Annotated in this window: 11 protein-coding genes; 7 read left to right on the forward strand and 4 right to left on the reverse strand. The window is 65.2% G+C overall.

Annotation, left to right across the window (positions count from 1 at the left end; genetic code table 11):
* Positions 1 to 12: 12 nt before the first annotated feature.
* The 3 genes from POS17_RS20865 to POS17_RS20875 form a co-directional block, all read right to left on the reverse strand.
* Positions 13 to 1,182 (reverse strand): cysteine desulfurase family protein, encoded by a 1,170-nt coding sequence (locus POS17_RS20865; protein ID WP_060840328.1) that lies wholly within the window; start codon positions 1,180 to 1,182, stop codon positions 13 to 15.
* Between the two features lie 211 nt (positions 1,183 to 1,393).
* Positions 1,394 to 2,008 carry a LysE family translocator gene (locus POS17_RS20870; RefSeq protein WP_060840329.1) on the reverse strand — a complete coding sequence of 205 codons (615 nt, stop codon included), beginning with the start codon at positions 2,006 to 2,008 and terminating at the stop codon, positions 1,394 to 1,396.
* 103 nt (positions 2,009 to 2,111) lie between these two features.
* On the reverse strand, positions 2,112 to 2,372 hold the full coding sequence (locus POS17_RS20875) for a hypothetical protein (protein ID WP_060840330.1): 261 nt from the start codon (positions 2,370 to 2,372) through the stop codon (positions 2,112 to 2,114).
* Positions 2,373 to 2,769: 397 nt separating this feature from the next.
* On the opposite strand from POS17_RS20875, the gene msuE reads away from it, so the two are divergent.
* From msuE to POS17_RS20895, 4 genes are all read left to right on the forward strand, one after another.
* Positions 2,770 to 3,333: an FMN reductase gene (gene msuE / locus POS17_RS20880; protein WP_060840331.1), complete on the forward strand. Its 564-nt coding sequence runs from the start codon at positions 2,770 to 2,772 to the stop codon at positions 3,331 to 3,333.
* Positions 3,334 to 3,342: 9 nt separating this feature from the next.
* Positions 3,343 to 4,482 (forward strand): FMNH2-dependent alkanesulfonate monooxygenase, encoded by a 1,140-nt coding sequence (gene ssuD, locus POS17_RS20885; RefSeq protein ID WP_060840332.1) that lies wholly within the window; start codon positions 3,343 to 3,345, stop codon positions 4,480 to 4,482.
* Between the two features lie 133 nt (positions 4,483 to 4,615).
* Positions 4,616 to 5,803 (forward strand): acyl-CoA dehydrogenase family protein, encoded by a 1,188-nt coding sequence (locus tag POS17_RS20890; protein ID WP_060840333.1) that lies wholly within the window; start codon positions 4,616 to 4,618, stop codon positions 5,801 to 5,803.
* A gap of 23 nt (positions 5,804 to 5,826) precedes the next feature.
* Complete coding sequence (locus POS17_RS20895) at positions 5,827 to 6,927, forward strand: sigma-54 interaction domain-containing protein (RefSeq protein ID WP_060840334.1); 1,101 nt, start codon at positions 5,827 to 5,829, stop codon at positions 6,925 to 6,927.
* On the opposite strand, the gene POS17_RS20900 is transcribed toward POS17_RS20895, so the two are convergent.
* Positions 6,924 to 7,289 carry an antibiotic biosynthesis monooxygenase gene (locus POS17_RS20900; protein WP_060840335.1) on the reverse strand — a complete coding sequence of 122 codons (366 nt, stop codon included), beginning with the start codon at positions 7,287 to 7,289 and terminating at the stop codon, positions 6,924 to 6,926. The genes POS17_RS20895 and POS17_RS20900 overlap by 4 nt on opposite strands.
* 108 nt (positions 7,290 to 7,397) lie before the next feature.
* Between POS17_RS20900 and soxR the strand changes: the two genes are divergently transcribed.
* The 3 genes from soxR (at position 7,398) to POS17_RS20915 (ending at position 10,779) form a co-directional block, all read left to right on the forward strand.
* Positions 7,398 to 7,871, forward strand: a complete 474-nt coding sequence (gene soxR, locus POS17_RS20905) for a redox-sensitive transcriptional activator SoxR (protein WP_060840336.1) — start codon at positions 7,398 to 7,400, stop codon at positions 7,869 to 7,871.
* Positions 7,872 to 8,299: 428 nt separating this feature from the next.
* Positions 8,300 to 10,138, forward strand: coding sequence for an AAA family ATPase (locus POS17_RS20910; RefSeq protein WP_060840337.1), 1,839 nt, complete (start codon positions 8,300 to 8,302; stop codon positions 10,136 to 10,138).
* Positions 10,135 to 10,779 (forward strand): 4Fe-4S cluster-binding domain-containing protein, encoded by a 645-nt coding sequence (locus tag POS17_RS20915; RefSeq protein ID WP_060840338.1) that lies wholly within the window; start codon positions 10,135 to 10,137, stop codon positions 10,777 to 10,779. Before POS17_RS20910 ends, POS17_RS20915 begins: the two co-directional genes overlap by 4 nt.
* Positions 10,780 to 10,781 lie beyond the last annotated feature (2 nt).

The raw sequence follows: 10,781 nt of genomic DNA on the forward strand, positions 1-10,781 counted from the left end.
ATCGCTCGCCCCTCAAGACTGGGCTCCGGCCCAGAATGCCGGAGCAGTGGCGCATGACGCCTTGATCAATTGTGCAGCGCGATCCACGTCCTCTTCGCGGGTGAAGCGTCCCAGACTCAGGCGAATGGTGCGGCCGGCCTGCAACGGGTCATGCCCCAGGGCCAGCAGCACATGGGACGGGGCATTGCTGGCCGAGTTGCAGGCCGAGGTCGCGGAAAACGCCAGGGACGCACTCAACGCGGCGGCGTCAAAGCCACCCTCGCTGAACGTCAGGCTCAGGGTATGGGGAATGCGCTGGGTGGCACTGCCATTCAAGCGCAGGCCGGCCACCCCCGCCAGTTGCTCCAGCAAGCGTTGGCGCAAGCGGACGATGGTGGCGGTTTCCTCGTCGAACAACTCACCGGCCAGCGCAAAGGCTGCGCCCATGGCAGCGATCTGGTGAGTGGCCAGGGTGCCGGAACGCAAGCCGCCCTCATGCCCGCCACCATGGATCTGCGCCTGCAAGCGGCGCTGCGCCCGCGGTCCGACATACAGCGCGCCGATGCCCTTGGGGCCGTACACCTTGTGCGCCGAAAACGACATCAGATCCACCGGCCAGCGCTCAAGATCGATGGCCACCTTGCCCACGCCCTGAGCCGCATCCACATGCAACAGGGCGCCATGCTCACGCACCACCTGGCCAATCGCCGGAATGTCGTTGAGGGTGCCCAATTCGTTGTTGACCAGCATCAGCGACACCAGAACGGTGTCATCCCTCAAGGCCTCGCTCACCGCCTGGGCGCTGATCAACCCCTGAGCATCGGGCAGCAGGTAGGTCACCGCCACACCGCTTTCCTGCAACTGTCGAGCGGTGTCCAGCACGGCCTTGTGCTCGATCTGGCTGGTGATGATGTGCCCGCCCTCCAGCCCCCGGGCCTGCATCACGCCCTTGAGCGCCAGGTTGTTGGATTCGGTGGCGCCGGACGTCCAGACGATCTGCTCTGGCTGCGCGCCCACCAACTGCGCCACTTGCTGCCGGGCCTGCTCGACACAGCGTCGCGCCGCCTGGCCAAAAGCATGGGAACTGGAGGCCGGGTTGCCAAAGTTGGCGTTGAACCCCAGGCACTCCAGCATCACTTGAATGACCCGCTCATCCACCGGCGTGGTAGCGGCATAGTCGAAATAAAGAGGACGTTTGTTCATGACAGAAAGACCCGCAGAGCTGGTTCCAGGATCGGCATTGGCCCAAAGAGCAAAACGCAGGAACGCGCCGTACCGGGACGACGCGTCGACGGCAGGCACTGAGCAATGGCCGATCGGATGCAGTTAAAGAAGCACAACTTCGTCTAAAAGTGCGTAGGAACGCTCCTGGCGCGCAGCTTAACAGGCTCGGGGCAAAGCGTTGAAGCACCGCTCAACTGATGTTTTCCAGCACCAGCGGCGCCAGGGAAATCACCAGCAGGCCGGCCATGGCCAGATTGAACAGGCGCAGCCAGCGCGGATTGCGCAACACATTGCGCAACAGGCTGCCGCACGCCGCCCAGAGACTCACCGTCGGCGCATTGATCAGGGCGAAGACCGCCGCAATCACCAGCACATTGGTGAAATAGCCCTGCAACGGCGTGTAAGTGCTGATGGCGCCCACCGCCATGACCCAGGCCTTGGGATTGACCCACTGAAAGGCCGCCGCGCCCCAGTAGCCCAAAGGCTGCCCCTGGCCCCGCTGGTCGTCGTTCATGGGCCCGGAACGAGCGATGTTCCACGCCAGGTACAGCAGGTAGGCCGCGCCGACATAACGCAGCACGCGGTACAGCACCGGATAGGCTTCGAACACCGCCCCCAGGCCCAGGCCGACCGCCAGCACCAGCACGAAAAAACCACAGCTGATACCGAGGATATGCGGGATGGAGCGGTTGAAACCGAAGTTCAGGCCCGAGGCCAGCAACATGGTGTTGTTGGGGCCGGGGGTGATGGACGTGACCAGGGCAAACAGCGCGAACGCCAACAGCAGGTCAGGGGAAAGGCTCATGGGGGCAAGGTCCTGGGCAAGGTCGATCAGGCCTCGACCCTAACCCAGCACCGGCCCGGAACTCACGGACAGTTGCTGAAAACTTTGACCCGTACAGTTTTCATCAACTGGCCGGTTGGTGACGACTGATATTGCGCTGGGCGCTCATCTCGCCCTGACGGTCGAACGCCGCAGGACGCGCTAGCAGCCGGGCTTTTTCCTGCTGGTACTCATCGAACGACAGACCACGCCGGTTCAGGGCTTCCAGCGCCAGCTCGCGGCTTTCCTCGGCCGTGTAGGGACGCAATTCCGGTGCGCCCGTGCTGGCACAGCCGGCCAGCACGCTGGAAATCAACAGCAGCAGAACAACGGAGTAAGCCTTCATGACGAGCACCTGAAGCGGGTTGCGAACAATGAACACAGGCTACTCGCGCACCGTCAGTGGCAAAAATCATCCCGCTCGATAGTCGCTATCGACTTTTCCGAGGGCTCGGACAGCCCTCTTATATTCCATAAAGACCTATAAATATGGAAACAAGCTCTTTTGAGGAATAACAACAAGCCTTTATAACAGCGACATCCCGTTGCCCAACTGTTGCCGGAGCAACTGTTGGCCAGGCAACAGCCGATCAACAAAACAGTGTCCGAACAACAACAGCCAGCGCCGGCACACCCGGCCAAGCCCCCGGATTACCGGGCTTCGGCCGGTTGGTACAGCTCTTGCTCCCGTGCAGGTACACCTGTCATTGCTCGTTGAGCCACTGTTTAAAAAGGAACCGATCATGTCCCGTCCCCTGAACGTCGTTGCCCTCTCCGGTGGAACCTGGCGCCCGTCCCGGACCCTGGTACTGACCCAGGCCCTGTTGAGCGAGCTGTCCAACCACCTGCCCATCAACAGCCACCTGATCGAACTGGGCGACATCGCCCGTCCCCTGGGCGGCGCCCTGTCGCGCCAGGAACTGCCGGCCGAGGTCGAAGCCGAGCTGCAAGCCATCGAGAACGCCGACCTGCTGATCGTTGCCGCCCCGGTGTACCGCGGCTCCTATCCGGGGCTGCTCAAGCACCTGTTCGACCTGATCGACCTCAACGCCCTGATCAACACCCCGGTGCTGCTGGCCGCCACCGGCGGCAGCGAACGCCACGCCCTGGTCCTGGATCACCAACTGCGTCCGCTGTTCAGCTTCTTCCAGGCCCTGACCCTGCCCATCGGCGTCTACGCCACCGAAGCCGACTTCAGCCACTACCAGATCACCAGCGACCTGCTCAAAGCCCGCATCCAGCTGGCTGCCGAACGCGCTGCGCCACTGTTTGGCGCGCAACCGAACAACCTGCTGAAAATCGCTTAAGGAACTGTCATGGATGTGTTCTGGTTTCTTCCGACCCACGGCGATGGCCACTTCCTCGGCACCGCCCAGGGCGCGCGCCCGGTCACCCTCAACTACCTCAAGCAAGTGGCCCAGGCCGCCGACAGCCTGGGTTACCACGGCGTGCTGATTCCCACCGGGCGCTCCTGCGAGGACTCCTGGGTCATCGCCTCGGCCCTGGTGCCCCTGACCGAACGCCTGCGCTACCTGGTGGCAATCCGTCCGGGGATCATTTCCCCCACCGTCTCGGCGCGCATGGCCGCCACCCTGGACCGGCTGTCCAACGGCCGCCTGCTGATCAATGTGGTGACCGGCGGCGACCCGGACGAGAACCGTGGCGACGGCAGCTTCCTCAGCCACAGCGAACGCTACGAAGTCACCGACGAATTCCTGCAGATCTGGCGCCGGGTGCTGCAGGGCGAAGCCGTGGACTTCGAAGGCAAGCACCTGCACGTGCAGAACGCCAAGGCGCTCTACCCCCCGGTGCAGAAGCCCTACCCGCCGCTGTACTTCGGCGGCTCCTCCGACGCCGCCCACGAACTGGCCGCCGATCAGGTGGACGTCTACCTGACCTGGGGCGAGCCGCCGGCAGCCGTGGCGCAAAAGCTTGCCGACGTGCGTGAACGCGCGGCACGCAAGGGCCGCACGGTGAAGTTCGGCATCCGCCTGCACGTGATCGTGCGCGAGACCGAGGCCGAAGCCTGGCAAGCCGCGGACAAGCTGATCGAACACATCAGCGACGAAACCATCGCCGCCGCCCAGCAATCCTTCGCGCGCTTCGACTCCGAAGGCCAGCGGCGCATGGCCGCGCTGCACGGCGGTCGCCGCGATCAACTGCAGATCGCCCCCAACCTCTGGGCCGGGGTTGGCCTGGTGCGTGGCGGTGCCGGCACCGCCCTGGTGGGCAATCCGCAACAAGTGGCCGAACGGATCAAGGAATACGCCGACCTGGGGATCGAGAGCTTCATCTTCTCCGGCTACCCGCACCTGGAAGAGGCCTATCGTTTCGCCGAACTGGTGTTCCCGCTGTTGCCCGAACCCTATGCCAGCCTGGCCGGACGGGGCGTGACCAACCTCACCGGACCGTTTGGCGAAATGATCGCCAACGACGTGCTGCCCAACCGCTCCTGACCCCCAGTGACTGTAGGAGCCGGCTTGCCGGCGAAGGCGATTTGCGCGGCTCTTCGCTGGCAAGCCAGCACCTACAACAGGTGCCCCCCCTTTTCCCGGGCCGCCGCAAACGGCCACCCACGAGGAACACCGCGTGACTGCCAAACCGCAAAGCGCCCTGTTGTCCCCCTTGCAGACCGCCCGCCAACTGGCCGCCGAGTTTGCCCTGACCGCCGTCGAACGCGACGAGCGCGGCGGCACCCCCAAGGCCGAACGCGACGCCCTGCGCCTGAGCGGCCTGTTGGCCCTGAGCATTCCCCGCCAGTTCGGCGGCCTGGGCGCGCCCTGGAGCGAAACCCTGAGCATCGTTCGCGAATTCGCCAAGGTCGACAGTTCCATCGCCCACGTCTTCGGCTTCCATCACCTGATGCTGGCCACCGTGCGCCTGTTCGCCAAACCCGAGCAGTGGCAGCCCTGGTTCGAGCAGACCGCCCGCAAGAACTGGTTCTGGGGCAACGCCCTCAACCCTCTGGACACCCGCACCCTGGTCAAGAACCTGGGCGGCTGGCGCGAGTTCTCCGGGAAGAAAAGCTTCTGCTCCGGGGCCAGCGATTCGGAAATGCTCATCGCCTCGGCAGTGGATGAAAGCAACGGCGGCAAGTTGCTGATCGCCGCCATCCCCAGCGGTCGCAGCGGCATCACCCTGCACAACGACTGGAACAACATGGGCCAGCGCCAGACCGACAGTGGCAGCGCCACCTTCGAACGGGTGCGGGTCGAGGAATCGGAGCTGCTGCTGGACCCAGGTCCCTTGAGCACTCCCTTCGCCTGCCTGCGCCCGCTGATCGCCCAACTGACCTTCACCCACATGTTCCTCGGCATCGCCGAAGGCGCCTTCGAGGAAGCCCGGCAATACACCCTGAGCGAAACCCGGGTCTGGCATAAGTCCAGCGCCCAGGACGTGCGCCAGGACCCCTACATCCTCAGCCACTACGGCGAGTTCTGGGTCGCCCTGGAAGGCATCCGCCTGCTGGTGGAACGGGCCGCCGCCCTGCTGGACCAGGCCTGGGCCAAAGGCCCGAACCTCAGCGCCGAAGAGCGCGGGCACCTGGCCACGGCGATCGCCACCGCCAAGGTCGCCGCCAGCCGCCAGGGCCTGGACCTGTGCAGCCGGCTGTTCGAAGTCACCGGTGCGCGCTCGACCCACGCCTCCCTGCGCCTGGACCGCCACTGGCGCAACCTGCGCACCCAGACCCTGCATGACCCGCTGGACTACAAGCTCCACGAACTGGGCGACTGGGCACTGAACCAGTCCCTGCCGACCCCGACCTTCTACTCCTAGTTGCCGATTTCCGGAGAGTACCGATGCAGCTGCTGACCCTACCCCCCTCGCCCGCCCTGGCGACCTCGATCCGCGCCACCGCCCAGGTGTTCGAGGACCCGAAATCCCAGGCCCTGCTGGCACACCTGCAACAGGTGGCACCGAGCGAAGCCAGCGTACTGATCATCGGTGAAACCGGGACCGGCAAAGAGCTGGTGGCACGCCATATCCACAACCTCAGCGCCCGGCGCAACCGGCCGTTCGTCGCGGTGAACTGCGGCGCCTTCTCCGAATCCCTGGTGGAAGCGGAACTGTTCGGCCATGAAAAAGGCGCCTTCACCGGCGCCCTCAGCGCCAAGGCCGGCTGGTTCGAGGAGGCCGACGGCGGCACCCTGTTCCTCGACGAGATCGGCGATTTGCCCATGGCCATCCAGGTCAAGCTGCTGCGGGTGCTGCAGGAACGGGAAGTGGTACGCCTGGGCTCGCGCAAAAGCATCCCCATCGACGTGCGGGTCCTGGCGGCCACCAACGTCCAGCTGGAAAAGGCCATCAATGCCGGGCATTTCCGCGAGGACCTGTATTACCGCCTGGACGTGGTCAGCCTGGAACTGAGCCCGCTGCGCGAACGTCCCGGCGACATCCTGCCCCTGACCCGACACTTCATCGAGGCCTACAGCCAGCGCCTGGGCTACGGCAACATCAGCATCAGCAAGGAGGCCGAACACAAACTCAAGAGCTACAGCTGGCCGGGCAACATCCGCGAACTGGAAAACGTCATCCACCACACCCTGCTGATCTGCCGCAACGGTGTGATCGAACAGGGCGACCTGCGCCTGTCCCACATGCGCATCGAACGCGCCGACGACAACCAGCCAAGTCACGACGACTCCACCGAAGCCCTGCTGGAGCGGGCCTTCCACAAACTCTTCGAGGAACAGGCCGGCGCCCTGCACGAAAAAGTCGAGGACGCCCTGCTGCGCGCGGCCTATCGCTTCAGCCACTACAACCAGGTCCACACCGCCAATCTGCTGGGCCTGAGCCGCAACGTCACCCGCACTCGGCTGATCAAGATCGGCGAACTGGCGGTCAACAAACGCCGCCCGGCCGCCGCGCCCAACGAGCGCACCCTGCAACTGTCGATCTAGCCCGACAGCTTGCAATGCAAGGCATTGTCCTGACTGCGGGCAATGCTGCTCAGCACCTGGAACGAGCCGAAGGTCACGGTCCTGGCCTGATGGGCCAGGATCAACTGCCAGAAATCCTGCTCGCCGCTCTCGAAACTCCGGAAGGCCGCCTCGCCCGCCTCCCGCGACTGCCACTGCAGGTAGTTGAGCACTCGCCGCCCGTCATCGCTGACCTGCACACTGGCGCTGAGAAAGCCGCCATACCCCTGGGCCAGGCGCTCGGTCTGCGCGGACAGGGCCGATACCAGGGCCTGCTGCTGGTGCGGCTCGATCTCGAACTCGATCAACTGGGTGAAGCTGCGGTTTCTCTCAAATGCGGCCATGAACGGCTCCCTAAGGCGGTCGGACAGAATCTTGCGATGGAATGCGCCGCAGGGTAAAACCTCTAGTTAAGTCAAGGTCAAGCACGTTTTTCATTCCGGTACCCCTCCATGATCGAACCTGAAGCCCTGCACAAAGAACTGACGGTGGGCCAGCTCGCGGCCCGCAGCGGCGTGGCCGTTACCGCGCTGCACTTCTACGAAAGCAAAGGCCTGATCAAGAGCAACCGCAACGCCGGCAACCAGCGGCGCTATCCGCGTTCGGTGCTGCGGCGCGTGTCCTTGATCAAGGTGGCCCAGCGCCTGGGCATTCCCCTGGCGGAGATCGGCCAGGCCCTGGCGACCCTGCCCGCCGACCGCGCCCCCAGCGCCGCGGACTGGCAGCGCCTGTCGGAGCAGTGGAGCCGCGAACTGGACGAACGCATCCGCCAACTGAGCCTGCTGCGCGAACGGCTGAACCAGTGCATCGGTTGCGGCTGCCTGTCCATGGAGGGTTGCCCGTTGCGCAACCAAGGGGACGTGCTGGGTGAAGCCGGCCCGGGCGCCCGCCTGCTGGCGCCCGACGCCGCCACCGACACCCCATAGCTGGCTTCCCTCGTAGGAACCGGCTTGCCGGCCAAGGCTGACTCTCGGGCCTCTTCGCTGGCAAGCCAGCTCCTACAGCGACATCGCCTTCGTACCCGTAGGAGCCGGCTTGCCGGCGAAGGCGATCTCACGGGCCTCTCCCCTCGCAAGCCAGCTCCGACAGCGACATCGCCTTCATACCCGTAGGAGCCGGCTTGCCGGCGAAGGCGATCTCACAGGCCTCTTCCCTCGCAAGCCAGCTCCTACAGCGACATCGCCTTCATTCCCGTAGGAGCCGGCTTGCCGGCGAAGTCGATCTCACGGGCCTCTTCCCTCGCAAGGCAGATGCCCACTCAGCGCTGTCAGGTAAGAAAACCTGTGGAGCATCGTAAGGAAAAACTTCCCTATGCTAATGTCGCGTCCTGCTTCCTACGACGAGCTTCACTTCCATGCCAAGGACTGCCTCTTTCGAAAAGCCACGCTGGCTGCGTGATCTGCTGCGCTTTCTTCCGCTGAAAAGCCAGTTCGTACTGTCCGGCAACGTCCGCGACCTGCAAGCCAGCGAAGTCGCCCCCGGGGTGATCACCCCCCAACCCTTCAATCTCAATCTGCGCGACGAACTGCTGGCGGCAGGTTATGCCCAGGTCCTGAGCTGGGATCCCCTCGGCGGGCTGCGGGTGCTGCTGCCCCCGGGCAGCGAGCCGACCCAGGCCGACAACCTGCTGCGCGAACTGGGCCTGACCCCGGTGGAAGGCGCGGCGCCAGCGGGCCTCGACCTGCTGTCGGCGACCTTGCCGCGCCTGGTGGAACGCCAAGGCGCGCCCCTGGCCCTGATTGTCGATTTCGCCTCCCGCCTGGTGGTCCGCAACGACGCCCTGAGCGCCGCCGAGCACCAGCTGTTCACCCAGGCCCTGGTGCTGTCCCATCAGGCCCGCAGCCGACCGGCCGGGGAACAGCGCACGCCGTTCTTCAACAGCATCCTCTGGGTGGTGGAGAAGGAAGGCGACCTGCCCGACTGGCTGCTGATCGACAACCCGCGCCTGCGCCCAATTCCGGTGTCCAAACCCGACCAGCAAGCCCGCCAGGCACTGGCACCGGCACTGTTGCGCGGCCTGCCCGGGGCCCAGGAAGCCAGCGACGAAAGCCGCGACCAGGCGGTGCGGGCCTTCGTCGAAAATACCGAAGGCCTGCTGCTGCTCGACCTCAATGCGATCGTGCAACTGGCCCGGGTCGAAGGCCTGGCCATGGAGCGCATCGGCGACGCGGTGCGCCGCTATAAGGTCGGGGTCACCGAAGACCCCTGGTTGAAGATCGACCGCCAGCGCATCCGCCAGGCCGACGATTTCATCCGCCAGCGGGTCAAGGGCCAGGGCCACGCGGTGACCCACATGCTGGATATCGTCAAACGCGCCATGACCGGGGTCGGCGCCAGCCGCAAGGGCAATCGCCCCCGGGGCGTGGCCTTTCTCGCCGGGCCCACCGGGGTCGGCAAGACCGAACTGGCCAAGACCATCACCAGCCTGCTGTTTGGCGATGAAAGCGCCTACATCCGCTTCGATATGTCGGAATTTTGTGCCGAACACGCCGACCAGCGCCTGGTCGGTGCCCCGCCCGGCTATGTCGGCTACGACGTTGGCGGCGAACTGACCAACGCGATCCGCGAAAAGCCCTTCAGCGTGGTGCTGTTCGACGAGATCGAGAAGGCCCACCCACGGATCCTCGACAAGTTCCTGCAGATCCTCGACGACGGTGTACTCACCTCCGGCCGCGGCGATCGGGTGTACTTTTCCGAGGCGCTGATCGTCTTCACCTCCAACCTGGGCATCTTCCGCCAGGGCGACCACGGCGAACGCGTCGCCAACGTGCAGCCCGGCGAAGCCTTCGAGGCCGTGCAGAGCAAGGTCCAGGGCGAGATCGAGCGCCACTTCAAGCTGGTGCTCAACCGTCCGGAAATCCTCAACCGGATCGGCGAGAACATCATCGTCTTCGACTTCATCCGCCCGGACATCGCCGAGCAGATCTTCCAGCAGATGGTCGGCAACATCCTCGCCGACCTGGCGGCCCAGGCCCTGCATGTGCAGCTCGATGACGCCTCTCTGGGCACCCTGCGCCAGCTGTGCCTGCAGGATTTGTCCAACGGTGGCCGGGGCATTCGCAACCAGCTGGAAGCGCACCTGCTCAATCCCCTGGCCCGAGCCCTGTTCGACCAGGACGCGCAGCCCGGCCAATCCTTCGAAGTCCGCCAGTTGCAGGCCGGCAGCCTGCAACTGCTTGCCCGCGCCTCGTGAACATCAGCCTGTCGCGGGTGCACTTCCCGGTCACCACCCTGGGGCCGGGGCAGCGCCTGGGCCTGTGGTTCCAGGGGTGCAGCATTCGTTGCCAGGGCTGCATTTCCGCGGATACCTGGGGCCCGGGCAGGCAGCCACTGCCATTGCACCAGGTGCTGGACGACCTGCAACCCTGGCTGGCCCGGGCCGAAGGCATCACCCTGTCCGGCGGCGAGCCCTTCGACCAGCCCGAGGCGCTGCTGGCCCTGCTGCGCGCCCTGCGCGAACGCACCGCGGTGGACATCCTGGTCTACAGCGGCCATTCCCTGGAGCACCTGCAACCGCTGCTCGAACAAGCCGAAGGCCTGCTGGATGCACTGATCTGCGACCCCTTCGAGCAACAACAGGCGCAAACACTGGTCCTACGGGGCAGCGACAACCAGCGCCTGATCCTCTTGACCGAGCTGGGCCGCCAGCGTCTGTCCAGCTACCAGCGCCCGTTGCACCAAGGCGACCGCGCGCTGGATGTGATGTTCGACGACGACGGCAGTGTCTGGATGGCTGGCATCCCCCGGCGTGACGACGTGCTGCGTCTGCGCGACCTCCTGCACGCCCAGGGCCACCAACTGCAGATCAGCGCCCACACCTCACGCCGCCGTTAACC

This window comes from Pseudomonas sp. Os17 (assembly GCF_001547895.1).
Taxonomy (GTDB): domain Bacteria; phylum Pseudomonadota; class Gammaproteobacteria; order Pseudomonadales; family Pseudomonadaceae; genus Aquipseudomonas.